Here is a 13624-nt window from a genome sequence, read left to right as displayed (position 1 = left end):
GCCGTACGGAGCCTGACATGCTCGACATCATTGCCATCGTCGCCGTCGTACTGGCGATTGCCATCGCCGCCGTGCTGATAACAGCCGCGACCAAGCCGGATACGTTCCAGGTCCAGCGCGCCATCAGCATCAAGGCGCCGGCGGACAGGATATTTCCGCTGATCAACGATTTTCACCAATGGCGCAGCTGGTCGCCCTACGAGGACAGGGATCCCGCGCTGAAGCGCACCTATGGCGGCGCCGACAGCGGCAAGGGCGCGGTCTATGCCTGGGACGGCAACAAGAATGTCGGGTCCGGCCGCATGGAAATCCTCGAAACGTCAGTGCCCTCGAGGATCCTCATCAAGCTCGATTTCTTCAAGCCGTTCGAAGGTCACAACACCGCCGAATTCACAATGCTGCCGCAGGGCGATGCTACCCATCTGACCTGGACGATGACCGGGCCCGCCGTGTTCCTGTCCAAGGTGATGCAGGTGTTCATGAACCTGGACCGCATGATCGGCAGGGATTTCGAGACTGGTCTTGCCAATCTGAAAAAGCTCACCGAGAAGTAGCGCACGTTCACCGCAAATTCGTTCACGCGAAATCTGTTCACCCAAGGAGCCAACGATGCAGGTCAATCCCTATCTGTTCTTCAACGGAAATTGCGAAGAAGCACTGAAGTATTATGAAAAAGTGCTCGGCGCCAAGATTGACGCGATGATGCCCTATGAAGGCGGACCGGCCGACATGCCGACCCCGGCGGAATGGAAGAAGAAGATCATGCACGCCAGTTTCACGGTCGACGGCGAGGTGGTGATGGCCTCCGACGCATTTCCCGGCGACTTCCATCAGCCGCAGGGTTTTGCCGTCGCGCTGCAGGTCGATGATCCCGCCGACGCCGAACGCCGCTTCAAGGCACTGGCCGATGGCGGCACCGTGAAGATGCCGTTTGCCAAGACCTTTTTCTCCAATGGTTTCGGCATGTGCGTCGACAAGTTCGGCACGCCCTGGATGGTCAACTGCCCGGCGGAGATGTCGTCATGACGGTGGGTATTTGACTTCGTAGGGTGGGCAAAGCGAAGCGTGCCCACCAACTAACGTGCGACAAAGATGGTGGGCACGGCGCCAGCGCGCCTTTGCCCACCCTACAAGGCCGGAAATCCTTCACCTGCACGACGGGTAAATCGCGGCGAGTTCGCGCCCGCGCAGCAATAACATCCGCGACGTCAATCCGCCGCGGCGGCTGATCCAGTTACGGACCGGCTCCGGATAGGCTTCCAGCACCGCCTGCGACGCTTCCGGTTCGGCATACATCCGGCCGCGGCGGTCGATCGACCGCGCGCCGTGGAAGCCGAGCACCGCGCGGCGCGTCACGCAGATGCGTTCGTTCGGCACCGTGCTCAGCACCAGCGTGCAGGCCGACAGGCATGGCCCGTCGATCACGACGCGCTCGCCGGACGCGCGGAGGCGCTCGAACAGGTCGAGAAACGGGCCGACCCGTCCGCCGGGACTGGCGAGGATGCGCACCTCGGCACGAACAGATGAAACCGCAGCGCACAGCGCCGCCGCAACAACAATTGCCTTGATGAGCGCCATTCGCATGTGCGGCTCCTTCGTCCCGGACCTGTTGAACTAGTCAACCTCGGCGCGGCCGGCAAGGCTTCGTCAGCCATTCCGCCGCTCGCCGCGCAGCGTCGGCAAGCCGATGCCGGCGGCATCAAAACCGCCGTCGACGGCCAGGACCTGCCCGGTGATATAGCTGGAACGGTCGCTGCACAGGAAGAACACCGCTTCCGCCAGTTCTTCTTCAAGGCCGTAACGGTTGAGCGGAATGGCGTCGTGATAATCGGCGCGGATTTCCGGGGTGTGAACCGCCTTTGCCATCGCGGTCTCGACCGGGCCGGGCGCGACGGCGTTGACGCGGATGCCGAGCGAAGCCAGTTCGACCGCGAGCTGCTTTGTCAAATGCGCAAGCCCCGCTTTGCTGGTGCCGTAGGCCGAACGCAGCGTGGAGGCGCGCACCGCCGAGATCGACGTGATGTTCACCACTGCGCCGCCGCCATGTTCGCGCATCAGGGGGGCGGCAGCCTTGGTGCAGATGAATGGCCCGGTGAGATTGACCGCGAGTATCCGGTTCCAGTCCTCGTCCGATGTCTCGAGCAGGGGTGCAAACACCGCGACACCTGCGTTGTTGACCAGCGCATCGAGCCGGCCGAAGCGCTGGCTCACGGTCGCCATCGCGGAGGCCACCGCGCCGGCATCGCTGACGTCGCAATGCAGCGCCAGCGCGTTGTCGGGATTGGCCAGCGCCGCGACCGCGCCACGCAGCAATTCGCCCTCGATGTCGAGCAGCGCCACCCGCCAGCCATCGGCGAGAAAGCGTTTTGCGGTCGCAAGCCCGATACCGCGCGCGGCGCCGGTGACAAGTGCGACTTTTGATAGGGAAGGAGGCATGGAGGGGGTCCGCTGGTGATTGATTCCTTGGCTCTATACCCTACGCCGTTCATTGTGTCTCGAACCTGCCGGTAGCCCGCGCTTGCATGCTGCGCCGCATCCGGCGCACGTTCTCAAACCACGCGAGGTCACGGCAACCGAAAGGGTCCGGCAATGATGGTGGTCGACGTCAGGGATATGCCACCGGAGCAATGGCGGCTGGGCGTGGAAACCCGCATGCTGGTTTCAGCACGCAACGGCGCCAAGCATTTGTGCATCTTCGAGCAATGGATCGCGCCCGGCGCCGGCGCCCCGACGCATTCCCACCCCGTAGAGGAGGTGCTCACCGTGCGCGAAGGCGAGGCCGAGATGTGGATCGGCGGGGAACGCAGCATCGTCACATCGGGGCAATCCCTGATCGTGCCGGCCGGGCAACTGCACGGCTTCCGCAATTCCGGCACCACCATGCTGCACATCCACGCCGTACTGGCGTCGCCGGTGTTCGAAGCCACGCTGGAGGGCGCGACGGAAGTGACGCGGCGGTGGGACCAGGTCTGAGCGAACGCCGATGCCCAGAAAAAAAGTCCGGCACCGCCGCGCTTCTGCGCCTGCGGTGCCGGTTAAGCTCGCCTTCGGAATGGCTCCCGAAGGCTGATTGAACCGATACGAGTGGGCTATCCCGTATCAGGCCAATTCGGCGGAGGCGCGCTGCATGTTGGACGACATGTCCGATGTGACGGCGCTCTGCTCTTCCACGGCAGCAGCCGTGGAGGCGATGAACTCGTTGACGCTGGCGATCGCCTCCTTGATGGCCGTGAGCGAGCCCACGACCTCGCTGGCGACGCCGTTGAGCTGTTCGATCTCCTTCGAGATCGTGTCGGTGGCGTGCTTGGCCTGATTGGCGAGGTTCTTGACCTCGGAGGCCACCACGGCAAAGCCGCGGCCCGCTTCGCCGGCACGGGCCGATTCGATGGTGGCGTTCAGCGCCAGAAGGTTGATCTGTCCGGTGATGTTGCCGATCAGTTCGACGATCCCGCTCATGGCCTGCGAAGCGGCGCTGAGTTTCACGGCTTGCGCGTCCGCGGCTTCGACCCGGGCGGTCGCGTTAGCGGCATTCGCCTTGGACTTGGTCATGGTCTCGGAGATTTCGCGGATCGAGGCGCTCATCTCCTCGCTGCCCGCCGCCACCGACTCGATCAGGCCGCGGGCGTTCTCGGCCTTCTTGCGCGCGATCGCCTGGGCGGTGATGTCGGTTGCGTATTTCACCACCTTGAACGGCTTGCCGTTGAGGTCGAGGATCGGATTGTAGGACGCCTGGATCCAGATTTCGCGGCCGCCCTTGGCGATCCGCTTGTATTCCGCCGCCTGGTACTGGCCGCGGTTGAGATTTTCCCAGAATTCGCGATACGCCGGTGCGTTACGCTCGTTCGGATCGACGAACATGCCGTGATGCTTGCCCTGGATTTCCGGCAGCGAATAGCCGAGCGCGGCGCAGAAATTCGGATTGGCGGTGCGGATGGTGCCGTCCATGTTGAATTCGATCACGGCCTGCGATTTTACGATCGCGGCGATCTGGCCGTCATTGTCGGCGGCTTTCAGCTTTTGCGCGGTGACGTCGGTGGCGAACTTGACCACCTTGAACGGCTTGCCGGCCTCGTTGAGGATCGGATTGTAGCTGGCGAGGATCCAGATTTCCTTGCCGCCCTTGCCGAGGCGCTTGTATTCGGCGGCTTCGTACTGGCCGCGGTTCAGCCGCGCCCAGAACTCGCGGTAGGCCGCGCTGTCGCGATCCTCCGGGGCCACGAACATGCTGTGGTGCTTGCCCTGGATCTCATCGAGCGCGTAACCGACCGCGCCGAGGAAATTCTCGTTGGCGGTGACGATGGTGCCGTCCATGTTGAATTCGATCACGGCCTGGGCCCGGCTGATCGCGGCGATCTTGCCGGCGTCCTCAATGGTGTGGATCTTTTGCGCCGTAATGTCGGTCGCGAACTTGATGACCCCGACCGGCTTGCCGCCGCTATCGAGGATGGGATTGTAGGACGCCTGGATCCAGATCTCGCGGCCGCCCTTGCCGAACCGCTTGTATTGCGACGCCTGGAATTCACCCCGGTTCAGCTGCGCCCAGAATTCGCGATAGGCCGCGCTCTCGCGTTCGGCCGGATCGACAAACATGCTGTGATGCTTGCCCTGGATTTCGGCCAGCGTGTAGCCCACGGCGCCGAGAAAATTCGGGTTCGCGGTGACGATGGTGCCGTCGAGCTTGAACTCGATCACGGCCTGCGACTTGTTGATGGCGGCGGCTTGGGCGACTGCACTTTGAACAGTTGTTTTTCTTTGCAGATTGAACACGTCGGGCTCCACGCGCTGGTTCCAAAACGGAACGATGAAATTGATGAACGAATCCAAACTCGGGAAAAAGTTGCAGAGACCGGTTTAGCAACCGTAAACCATGTCGCCCGCGAATGTTTCGCCTGATGAAAATCGCGCGACGCGCTGGTCGGGTGTGAATTTCCTATGTGTCTCATCCACCGCGATAATTTGTCGCGTGCGCACCTTGATGGGCGGAGTGAATGCCGCCGACCATGCCTGCTGGCCTACGTATTCATACGGAGCGAATTCTTGAGCTTTTTGAACGTTATGTCCGGTTTACGACACTCTCATACGCCGCCTGGAGCCGTTCACCGACTGACGGCCCCTTCTTGCGTCTGGCAACGCCGAGATGCGTCTCGCGCAACTCGTCCATGAACTCTGCCCACATTTTAGGCCCGCCCTCGCTGAGCAGCCTGGCGCGGATGCCGAGTTCTTCGGAAACCGGGAGATATTTGTAACCCCAGGCCGCCATCTGCGCGAGGACCGGCAGCAGTTCGATGCCCTGTTCGGTCAACGAATAGATTCCCTTCTGCTTGTGGCTGGGATCGTCCTCGCGGGTGATGATGTCGGCGTCGAGCAACGTCTTCAGCCGGTCGGCGAGGATGTTGGAGGAGATGCCTTCCTCGGACTTGGTCAGGAGCTCGCGGAAATGCCGCCGGTTGCCGAACATCATGTCGCGGATGATCAGCAGGCTCCATTTGTCGCCGACCACTTCCAGCGTGAGGTTGATAGGGCAGCCGGAGCGTTGGTCGTCGGTCATGGAAGCGTCTCCGAAAAACTGCTTGCAATATTGCACCGGTTGTCTCAGGATACAACCAGTTGCAAATCGCAATCAGTTAAGGGAGCGCCGAGATGGCAAAGCTGATCATGTGGAACCTGATGACCCTGGACGGCTTCGTCGAAGGGCCGAACCGGGACATCTCCTGGCATGAAGACGTCTGGGGCGAGGAGCTGGAGCGATTGTCGATCGAGCAACTCAACGCCGCCGGCGGATTGCTGTTCGGCCGCGTCACCTATGAGCTGATGGCGAACCATTGGCCGAATGCGACCGGCGAAGTCGCCGACTTCATGAACGCGGCGCCGAAATACGTGTTCTCGCGCACGCTGAAACAATCCGGTTGGAACAACACGCGGGTGTTCGCGGACGATGTGGCTGATACCGTCGCGAAACTGAAGCGCGATGCGCCGAAGGATATCTTTCTGTTCGGCAGCGCCGATCTGGCGTCGCATCTGATCCCGCACGGCCTGATCGACGAGTTCCGCATCGCGGTGAATCCGATCTTCCTTGGCGGCGGAACGCCGTTGTTCAAACAGGGCCCGCGGATCAAGCTGAAGCTGCTGGACAGCCGGGCGTTGTCGACCGGGATCGTGATCCTGCGCTACGCGCCGGCAGCTACGAAGTAATTCGCCGCAAATGTCGGTTGGCCAAAACCTGGTTCGTCTTGCTGACGTGCCCAAAACACTCCGGAGCCCAGATGTCACTGACCCTGCATTTCCACCCGCTGGCGTCGTTCTGCTGGAAGGCGCTGATTGCGCTCTATGAGAACGACATCCCATTCACGCCGAAGCTGGTCGATCTCGGAAATCCGGCCGAACGCGCTGCACTGCTGCAACTGTGGCCGATCGGAAAATTTCCGGTGCTGCAGGACGATGCGAGAGGCGAGATTGTCCCGGAATCGAGCATCGTGATCGAATATCTCGACCGCCATTATCCCGGACGCACGCGATTGATTCCGGCTGACGCTGACAAAGCCCTGCAGACCCGGCTGCGCGACCGCTTCTTCGATCTCTATGTGCATCTGCCGATGCAGAAGATCATGATCGACCGGCTTCGCCCTGAAGGGAGGAAGGACCCCCACGGGGTCGAGGAGGCGCGGGCGCAGCTGCGCACTTCATACGCGATGATCGAGCACCAAATGATCAGCGGCATCTGGGCGATGGGCGATGATTTCAGCCTCGCCGACTGCGCCGCGGCGCCGTCGCTGTTCTATGGCAGCATGGTGGTGCCGTTCGGCGAGGACCAGAGCAACCTTGCTGCTTATTTCGGGCGCCTGAAGGCCCGGCCGTCGTTTGCGCGCGTGCTGAAGGAGGCCGAGCCCTATTTTGGCATGGTGCCGAAGGAGCGCTGAATGACCTCAACCGGCAAGACCGAAATCATCCGCAACCTGTTCGCCGCCTATCTGTCGAATGACCGCCAGGCAGTTGAAGCCGCCTTCACCGACGATTTCCGTTTCACAAGCCCCTATGACGACGAAATCGACAAGGCGACCTATTTCGAGCGGTGCTGGAAGAACAGCGACTGGATCGAACGGCAGGATCTCGAAACGATCATGGTCGAGGGCGAGGCGGCGTTTGTGACCTATCGATGTGTCGCCAAGGAAGGCAAGAGTTTCCGCAATACGGAGTTCTTCGCATTTGCGGACGACAGGATCAGGCGCATCGACGTCTATTTCGGCGCGACCTATGAAAACGGCGTCTTCGTTCGCCAGGGCGACAGCTAAGTCCCTCCGGTCCCATCTGGTCCGAGGAAAATGGCCTCCAAAATAATTTCGCAAGCCATGTCGGTGCCGCAAAACCCGGTTCGTCATCTTGACGAGCGATGGTACCGGCCGACCGGCCAGACAGACAAACGGAGCGAAACGATGCGATTCATGGTGATTGTGAAGGCCAGCAAGGATACCGAAGCCGGTGTCATGCCGAGCACGGAAATGCTGACCGCGATGGGCAAGTTCAACGAGGAACTGGTCAAGGCCGGCATGATGGAGGCGGGCGAGGGCCTGCATCCGTCTTCAAAGGGCGCGCGGGTCAAATACCAGGGCGGAGAGGGCAGTGCCGCCAAGGGGCCGTTCCCCCTGACCAGCGATCTCGTCGCCGGCTTCTGGCTGATCAACGCCAAATCGCTCGATGAGGCGATCGCGTGGATGAAGCGCGCGCCGTTCGACGGCGGCGCCGAGATCGAAATCCGCCAGGTGTTCGCGGCCGAGGATTTTGGCGAAGCCTTCACCCCCGAACTGCGCGAGCAGGAAGATCGCCTGCGCGCGCAGGCCGGAAAGAAATAAATCTCACCACCGTCATTCCGGGGCGCGCGAAGCGCGAACCTCAGATGTGCTATTGCACATCGGGGAATCCGGAGATTGTTGCGCGAGATTCCGGGTTCAGCCCTGCGGGCTGCCCCGGAATGACGCCAAACCAAGGAAATCCCACCATGCGATTCATGATGCTGATGATCCCCCTGGGCTATGAGACCGCGGCGCCGGACGTGCAACTCGATCCCGAGCGCGTCACGGCGATGATGAAATACAATGAGGCGCTGAGTGAAGCCGGAGTCCTGATCGCGCTCGACGGGTTGCACCCGCCGTCGATGGGCGCGCGGGTGTCGTTCGCGAGCGGCAAGCCTGTCGTCACCGACGGTCCCTTCACCGAGTCCAAGGAAGTGCTTGGCGGCTACTGGATGATCGACGTCGCGTCGCGCGAGGAGGCGATCGCCTGGGCCAAGAAATGCCCGGCTTCCGAGAACGAGATCATCGAAATCCGCCAGGTGCAGGAGATGTCCGATTGGTCGGAGGAAGTGCAGCAGGCCGCCAAAGGGTTTGAGGAACTGCAGAAGGCAAATGCGAACAAAGCGCGGTGAGGCACGGGAACCTCTCCCGGCTTGCGCGCGCTCCTTTGCGTCCTTTACGAGCGAAGCGCGCCGTTTGAGGCGGTGGAGCAGCTTGGGCCCACGCATTTCCGCCCGTTAACCTTCCTGAACGCGCAAAATAAGTGACGTTTATAGCCAACTCATGTAAAAGCCTTTCACATGAGTTGGCGCAAGGAAGAGCGCCGCGCCGAGCGCGGCTACCATCATGGCAATCTGAAAGAGGCGTTGCTGCAGGCGGCGCTCGGCCTGATCGCCGAAAAGGGCGCGGCCGGTTTCACCTTTGCCGACGCCGCGCGCATGGCCGGCGTCAGCCCGGCGGCGCCTTACCGGCATTTTCGCGACCGCGATGAATTGCTGTCCTCGATCGCGCAGCGCGGCTTCGAGCAGTTCGAGGCGCTCCTGCTGCAGGCCTGGGACGACGGCCGTCCCGACACCGTCACGGCGTTCGAGCGGCTCGGCAAAGCCTATCTGGCCTTCGCGCGCAATGAGCCGGCGTTCTACTCGGCGATGTTTGAATCCGGCCTTCCGGTCGATCTTAGCCCCACATTGCAGGCGGCGAGCGAACGCGCCTTCGCCGTGATCAGGGCGGCAGCCGAGCGTCTTGCTGCGCTGGTGCCGCCGGGCATGCCGCGGCCGCCGGCGATGATGATGGCGCTGCACATCTGGTCGATGTCGCACGGCGTGGCGTCGCTGTTTGCGCGGGGCGATGCGGCGCGCCGCAAGCTGCCGATGTCGGCCGAGGATCTCCTGGAAGCCGAAGTGCTGATTTATCTGCGCGGTCTCGGCTTCCCGACCGATCGCAGGCCTGCCGCGAAGGAGCCGGCGAGCGAGAAGCCGTCCGGTCCGCCGCCGGTTCCGCCGGCGGGTCCTTGGGGCTCTCCAAAATAATTTTAACGACGCCCGCTTGCCGCCCGCTTGACAAAAAACGTGGATGGCTTAGGTATGTAAATGTTATTTACATTCACAACGGCGTGATCGCCATCATGGAGAGGGAAATGGCCTACACCGCAGATGTCAATCGATGGCGCGGCCCCGCTGAAGAAACCAGTCGGCCCCCGCATATGCTGGATAGCCCCTGGCATCCTGGCTGGATCGCCGTAACCATCCTCGGCTTCATCATCTGGTGGCCGATCGGGCTTGCCCTTCTCTTTTTCACACTCGGGAGCAGAAAAATGGGTTGCTGGAGTCACCAGGATCGCTGGCAGAACAAGATGGAGCGGATGCAGTACAAGATGGACCGGATGCGCGGCCGCATGGAGCGCCGTGGTTTCGGCTTCGGCGGTTTTGGCCCGCCCTCGAGCGGTAACCGCGCCTTCGACGAATACCGCACCGAAACGCTGCGGCGCCTCGAAGAAGAGCAGGTCGAATTCCGCGACTTCCTCGATCGCCTGCGTCACGCCAAGGACAAGGAAGAGTTCGACCAGTTCATGGCGCAGCACAAGCCGCGTCCGACCCCGCCGAACGATCAGCCGCAAAGCTGAAACTTCAAGTCGTGAGCTAACGCCTCGGGCGATGTGCCCCCATAGCGCCTGAAGGCTAACGAGCCGCCCGTTTGTGATCAGCACAGACGGGCGGTTTGCTTTATGCGCGTGATGCGGCGTTTCACTATTCAGCCAGTTCGCGCATCACCGTGATCAGGTCGGATTTGCCCTCAAAGCCGATGCCGGGAAGGTCGGGCATGACGATGTGGCCGTCCTGGACGCGAACGGAGTCGGGAAAGCCGCCATACGGTTGAAAGAGGTCCGGGTAGCTCTCATTGCCGCCGAGGCCGAGACCTGCCGCAATGTTCAGCGACATCTGGTGCCCGCCATGGGGGATGCAGCGAGACGGCGACCAGCCATGCTGTGCCAGGACATCGAGCGTCCGCAGATATTCGACAAGCCCGTACGACAGCGCGCAATCGAACTGCAGCCAGTCGCGATCCGGCCGCATGCCGCCATAGCGGAGTAGATTGCGCGCGTCCTGGTGCGAGAAGAGATTTTCGCCGGTCGCCATCGGACCCGGATAGAATTCCGACATGGCGGCTTGCAGCGCGTAGTCGAGCGGATCGCCGATCTCCTCGTACCAGAACAGTGGGTAATCGCGCAGCATCTTCGCGTAAGCTATACCGGTCTCGAGATCGAAACGTCCGTTGGCGTCGACGGCAAGCCGCGCTTCCGAGCCAATCTCCTTCAACACGGCTTCGATCCGTCCGCGGTCCTCGTCGATCGGCGCGCCGCCGATCTTCATCTTCACCACGTTGTAGCCTCGGTTGAGATAGCCGCGCATCTCCGCTTGCAGCGCCGAATTGTCCTTGCCCGGATAATAGTAGCCGCCCGCCGCGTAAACGAAGACACGGGGATTGGCCTCACGGCCCTTCTTTTCGGCGAGGAGACGAAACAGCGGCTTGCCGGCGATCTTCGCGACGGCGTCCCAGACCGCCATGTCGAGCGTGCCCACCGCCACCGAGCGCTCGCCATGCCCGCCCGGCTTTTCGTTGGACATCATCGCCGCCCAGATGCGATGCGGGTCGAGGTTGGTGCCGGTGTCGTCGAGCAGGCTTGCAGGCTCGGCCTCGACGATGCGATTGCGGAAGCGCTCCCGGATCAGACCGCCCTGGCCATAGCGGCCATTGGAGTTGAAGCCGTACCCGACGACGCGGCGACCGTCGCGCATGACATCCGTTACCACGGCGACGAGGCTCGCCGTCATTTTCGAGAAGTCGATATAGGCGTTGCGGATCGGAGAGGCGATCGGCTTGGTGATTTCGACGACGTCGACGATACGCATGATGTTTTCCTTCCATCGGCCGTTGTTTGGAGGCGCTGGTCATGCTGATAACGACAGCAGCAAGCCCGTTCGGAAGGGCTAGTAAGGCTGGATTTGCTTCAAGGCCAATGCTATTGCCTGAACTGGTTATGTTGATACGGCATTACCAATGGAGCTGACCTGGTTCGAGGACTACCTGGCGCTTGCCGAAACCCTGAACTTCTCAAGGGCGGCCGAGGCACGCCACGTCACCCAGCCGGCCTTCAGCCGCAGGATTCGCGCGCTCGAAAGCTGGGTCGGCGCTGACTTGTTCACCCGCACGACGCATGGCGTCGCGCTGACCCCGGCGGGCGAACATTTCCACAATCAGGCGGAGCTACTGACCCGCGCGCTGAATCAACTGCGCCGCGACACGCTCGAAGTTTCCGGCCGCGGTGCAAAGCTCCTGTCGATCGCGGCGACGCACGCGCTCTCCTTCACTTTTTTTCCAAAGTGGGTTCGCAGCAATGAAAGGGTTCTGGCCCTTGGGAATCTCAACCTGATTTCCGACAGCATGCAGGCGTGCGAGCAGATGATGCTGCGCGGCGATGCGCAGTTTCTGCTTTGCCACTACCACCGGCAAATGAGCAGCCGGCTCGAGTCCCGCCAGTTCAGGAGCATCGTGGTCGGATCCGATACGCTCGTTCCGCTCAGCGCGCCCGGCAAAAACGGAGCTCCGCACTGGCGGCTTCGCGGCAGCAAGCGGGTCAAATACCTTGCTTATAGTGCGCCGTCGGGATTGGGACGCATCGTGGCCGCCCAATGGGGAACGAAAGATCGAGCCTTTGCGCTTGAAACGATCTTTACCTCCCATCTGGCTGCGACCCTGCTTTCGATGGCGCGCGCTGGAGACGGCGTGGCATGGCTGCCGCGGACTTTGGCCGAAGAGGACATTTCTGCTGGACGACTGGTTGAAGCGGGCGCTGCGGATTTGCAGATCCCTATCGAAATTCGTCTTTTCCGCCCCATCGCGCGGCAAGGCCAGGCCGCCGAGTCGGCGTGGGCTGCCTTTGAACAGTCCTGACGTTTCGACGAACGGTTTGCTTCTGGTGCACCGCTTGCGCTGGCGAAGTCCCCCGGACGACCTATATTTCGGGCCGGCGCACCCGAGGTGATGGCGATGATCCAGAACGCAATTGCACCAGTCGACCAGCTCTGGCGATCCGTTCGCCGGGAGGCCGAAAGCGTCCTCGCCAATGATCCGCTGTTCGGCGCCTCGCTGTCATCAGCGATCTTCGATCATGCCGATTTCGGCAGCGCACTCGCCTATCAGATCGGCGAACGGCTCGGCAAACATTCGGCTGACCGCGAACTGTTCGCCCGCGTCGCCCGCGAAGCATTTGAAGCTTCGCCCGACCTGATCGACGCAGCGAGCCTCGATCTGCAAAGCATCGCCGTTCACGATCCCGCGACCAAAGGGCTGCTGCCGCCGCTGCTCAACTTCAAGGGCTACGTCGCGCTGCAGGCCTGGCGCGTGTCCAACTGGCTCTGGCGTCACGAGCGAACCGACCTCGCCTTGTTGCTGCAAAGCCTGTCGTCGGATTCGCTTCAGGTCAGCATTCACCCCACCGCCTCGATCGGCACCTCGGTGTTTCTCGATCACGCGACCGGCATCATCGTCGGTGCATTCGCTGTCATCGGCGACGAGGTGACGATCCTGCAAAACGTCACCATCGGCCGGAAGCAGGCGCTGCCGGGCCGCGCGCCGCGGATCGGCCGCGGCGTGCTGCTCAGCACCGGCGCCACGATCCTGGGCGACGTCAGCATCGGCGACTTCGCCAAGATCGGCGCCGGCGCGCTCATCGAGCAAGACGTTCCGGCCGGATGCACCGCCGTCGGCATGCCGGTGCGATTGACGAACTGCCCGCCGTCGAAGATTTCCGCCTGAGCAAAGCGTTTGCGCAGGGACGCGCTGGGAACTGCGTCGCTCCTCGCGCAAGCACGATCTCGTGCAGAGGCTGCGACAAATCAACCCGACGGGCAAATCAGTTCTGTTTTCCGGAAATCGTGTCAAGCCCAAGAATCAAAAATATTTCGCTTTTCCCGAAGGCAAATCAGGGGCACATATATCGCCGTCCCGTCCCACTCAGAGGGCGTCGGCCGTCGTCACGGACGTTGGACGGGTTGCGGTGGACGCTGAAGTGCTGGCGACGAACGGCACTGAAGCGTACGGCGAAGTCGTGTGGTCCTGGCGCCCCGTTGCTGGCGTCACGTTCGTGAGGAGCCAAACGCTTCTTGCGGGCAATGGTGGCAAGAAAGCCCGTTCACCAGGGAGAGCACGATATAAGCCGTAGAGCCATTGCGCAGGGAAGGCCGGGTGTTCTCCGCTGGACCTGTATGCTCGTGTGCATTTTGTTTTGTGCAAACCGCACGCGAGACCGCGGGTGCAGCGCGCACCCGGTCTTCCCT

17 protein-coding genes are annotated in these 13624 nt (G+C 62.0%); 12 read left to right on the top strand and 5 right to left on the bottom strand.

Annotation, left to right across the window (positions count from 1 at the left end; translation table 11 throughout):
* The first annotated feature begins 17 nt into the window (after positions 1-17).
* Positions 18-554: an SRPBCC family protein gene (locus JQ567_RS31550; protein WP_212442446.1), complete on the top strand. Its 537-nt coding sequence runs from the start codon at positions 18-20 to the stop codon at positions 552-554.
* Positions 555-609: 55 nt separating this feature from the next.
* Entirely contained in the window at positions 610-1026 is a 417-nt protein-coding gene (locus tag JQ567_RS31545; protein WP_212442445.1) for a VOC family protein, read from the top strand.
* 120 nt (positions 1027-1146) lie between these two features.
* Here the strand turns inward: JQ567_RS31545 and JQ567_RS31540 are convergent, their stop codons facing one another.
* Together JQ567_RS31540 and JQ567_RS31535 are read right to left on the bottom strand one after the other, a co-directional pair.
* Positions 1147-1578, bottom strand: coding sequence for a hypothetical protein (locus JQ567_RS31540; RefSeq protein ID WP_249165857.1), 432 nt, complete (start codon positions 1576-1578; stop codon positions 1147-1149).
* Between the two features lie 69 nt (positions 1579-1647).
* The gene (locus JQ567_RS31535; RefSeq protein ID WP_212442443.1) at positions 1648-2436 is read right to left on the bottom strand and encodes an SDR family NAD(P)-dependent oxidoreductase; all 789 of its coding nucleotides are present in this window, start codon (positions 2434-2436) and stop codon (positions 1648-1650) included.
* Positions 2437-2589: 153 nt separating this feature from the next.
* Between JQ567_RS31535 and JQ567_RS31530 the strand changes: the two genes are divergently transcribed.
* Positions 2590-2973, top strand: coding sequence for a cupin domain-containing protein (locus JQ567_RS31530; RefSeq protein WP_312017498.1), 384 nt, complete (start codon positions 2590-2592; stop codon positions 2971-2973).
* Positions 2974-3099: 126 nt separating this feature from the next.
* Here the strand turns inward: JQ567_RS31530 and JQ567_RS31525 are convergent, their stop codons facing one another.
* Together JQ567_RS31525 and JQ567_RS31520 are read right to left on the bottom strand one after the other, a co-directional pair.
* Positions 3100-4767: a PAS domain-containing methyl-accepting chemotaxis protein gene (locus JQ567_RS31525; RefSeq protein WP_212442442.1), complete on the bottom strand. Its 1668-nt coding sequence runs from the start codon at positions 4765-4767 to the stop codon at positions 3100-3102.
* A gap of 286 nt (positions 4768-5053) precedes the next feature.
* Complete coding sequence (locus tag JQ567_RS31520) at positions 5054-5548, bottom strand: helix-turn-helix domain-containing protein (RefSeq protein WP_212442441.1); 495 nt, start codon at positions 5546-5548, stop codon at positions 5054-5056.
* Positions 5549-5640: 92 nt separating this feature from the next.
* Here JQ567_RS31520 and JQ567_RS31515 point away from each other — a divergent pair, with 92 nt between their 5' ends.
* The 7 genes from JQ567_RS31515 (at position 5641) to JQ567_RS31485 (ending at position 9909) form a co-directional block, all read left to right on the top strand.
* Positions 5641-6192 (top strand): dihydrofolate reductase family protein, encoded by a 552-nt coding sequence (locus JQ567_RS31515; protein ID WP_212442440.1) that lies wholly within the window; start codon positions 5641-5643, stop codon positions 6190-6192.
* A 71-nt stretch (positions 6193-6263) separates the two neighbouring features.
* A complete protein-coding gene (locus tag JQ567_RS31510; RefSeq protein ID WP_212442439.1) occupies positions 6264-6917 on the top strand; it encodes a glutathione S-transferase family protein in 654 nt (217 codons plus the stop codon).
* A complete protein-coding gene (locus tag JQ567_RS31505) occupies positions 6918-7289 on the top strand; it encodes a nuclear transport factor 2 family protein (RefSeq protein ID WP_212442438.1) in 372 nt (123 codons plus the stop codon).
* Between the two features lie 141 nt (positions 7290-7430).
* Positions 7431-7847: a YciI family protein gene (locus tag JQ567_RS31500; RefSeq protein ID WP_212265583.1), complete on the top strand. Its 417-nt coding sequence runs from the start codon at positions 7431-7433 to the stop codon at positions 7845-7847.
* Positions 7848-7993: 146 nt separating this feature from the next.
* Positions 7994-8419, top strand: a complete 426-nt coding sequence (locus JQ567_RS31495; RefSeq protein ID WP_212442437.1) for a YciI family protein — start codon at positions 7994-7996, stop codon at positions 8417-8419.
* Positions 8420-8587: 168 nt separating this feature from the next.
* Positions 8588-9316, top strand: coding sequence for a TetR/AcrR family transcriptional regulator (locus tag JQ567_RS31490; protein WP_212442436.1), 729 nt, complete (start codon positions 8588-8590; stop codon positions 9314-9316).
* 107 nt (positions 9317-9423) lie between these two features.
* Positions 9424-9909 (top strand): DUF2852 domain-containing protein, encoded by a 486-nt coding sequence (locus JQ567_RS31485; protein ID WP_211999528.1) that lies wholly within the window; start codon positions 9424-9426, stop codon positions 9907-9909.
* A 124-nt stretch (positions 9910-10033) separates the two neighbouring features.
* Here the strand turns inward: JQ567_RS31485 and JQ567_RS31480 are convergent, their stop codons facing one another.
* A complete protein-coding gene (locus JQ567_RS31480; RefSeq protein ID WP_212442435.1) occupies positions 10034-11197 on the bottom strand; it encodes a mandelate racemase/muconate lactonizing enzyme family protein in 1164 nt (387 codons plus the stop codon).
* Between the two features lie 148 nt (positions 11198-11345).
* Between JQ567_RS31480 and JQ567_RS31475 the strand changes: the two genes are divergently transcribed.
* Together JQ567_RS31475 and JQ567_RS31470 are read left to right on the top strand one after the other, a co-directional pair.
* Complete coding sequence (locus JQ567_RS31475) at positions 11346-12239, top strand: LysR family transcriptional regulator (protein ID WP_212442434.1); 894 nt, start codon at positions 11346-11348, stop codon at positions 12237-12239.
* A gap of 96 nt (positions 12240-12335) precedes the next feature.
* Positions 12336-13103 (top strand): serine acetyltransferase, encoded by a 768-nt coding sequence (locus JQ567_RS31470; protein WP_212442433.1) that lies wholly within the window; start codon positions 12336-12338, stop codon positions 13101-13103.
* Positions 13104-13624 lie beyond the last annotated feature (521 nt).

The sequence above is a fragment of the Bradyrhizobium sp. AUGA SZCCT0431 genome (assembly GCF_018131065.1).
Taxonomy (GTDB): Bacteria; Pseudomonadota; Alphaproteobacteria; order Rhizobiales; family Xanthobacteraceae; genus Bradyrhizobium.
This window is presented reverse-complemented; position numbering and strand designations above follow the sequence as displayed.

Bases quoted from the DNA above. Each gene is read 5' to 3' on its own strand.
- JQ567_RS31550 (WP_212442446.1), top strand. From the start codon at position 18: ATGCTCGACATCATTGCCATCGTCGCCGTCGTACTGGCGATTGCCATC.
- JQ567_RS31545 (WP_212442445.1), top strand. From the start codon at position 610: ATGCAGGTCAATCCCTATCTGTTCTTCAACGGAAATTGCGAAGAAGCA.
- JQ567_RS31540 (WP_249165857.1), bottom strand. From the start codon at position 1,578: ATGGCGCTCATCAAGGCAATTGTTGTTGCGGCGGCGCTGTGCGCTGCG.
- JQ567_RS31535 (WP_212442443.1), bottom strand. From the start codon at position 2,436: ATGCCTCCTTCCCTATCAAAAGTCGCACTTGTCACCGGCGCCGCGCGC.
- JQ567_RS31530 (WP_312017498.1), top strand. From the start codon at position 2,590: ATGATGGTGGTCGACGTCAGGGATATGCCACCGGAGCAATGGCGGCTG.
- JQ567_RS31520 (WP_212442441.1), bottom strand. From the start codon at position 5,548: ATGACCGACGACCAACGCTCCGGCTGCCCTATCAACCTCACGCTGGAA.
- JQ567_RS31515 (WP_212442440.1), top strand. From the start codon at position 5,641: ATGGCAAAGCTGATCATGTGGAACCTGATGACCCTGGACGGCTTCGTC.
- JQ567_RS31510 (WP_212442439.1), top strand. From the start codon at position 6,264: ATGTCACTGACCCTGCATTTCCACCCGCTGGCGTCGTTCTGCTGGAAG.
- JQ567_RS31505 (WP_212442438.1), top strand. From the start codon at position 6,918: ATGACCTCAACCGGCAAGACCGAAATCATCCGCAACCTGTTCGCCGCC.
- JQ567_RS31500 (WP_212265583.1), top strand. From the start codon at position 7,431: ATGCGATTCATGGTGATTGTGAAGGCCAGCAAGGATACCGAAGCCGGT.
- JQ567_RS31495 (WP_212442437.1), top strand. From the start codon at position 7,994: ATGCGATTCATGATGCTGATGATCCCCCTGGGCTATGAGACCGCGGCG.
- JQ567_RS31490 (WP_212442436.1), top strand. From the start codon at position 8,588: ATGAGTTGGCGCAAGGAAGAGCGCCGCGCCGAGCGCGGCTACCATCAT.
- JQ567_RS31485 (WP_211999528.1), top strand. From the start codon at position 9,424: ATGGCCTACACCGCAGATGTCAATCGATGGCGCGGCCCCGCTGAAGAA.
- JQ567_RS31480 (WP_212442435.1), bottom strand. From the start codon at position 11,197: ATGCGTATCGTCGACGTCGTCGAAATCACCAAGCCGATCGCCTCTCCG.
- JQ567_RS31475 (WP_212442434.1), top strand. From the start codon at position 11,346: ATGGAGCTGACCTGGTTCGAGGACTACCTGGCGCTTGCCGAAACCCTG.
- JQ567_RS31470 (WP_212442433.1), top strand. From the start codon at position 12,336: ATGATCCAGAACGCAATTGCACCAGTCGACCAGCTCTGGCGATCCGTT.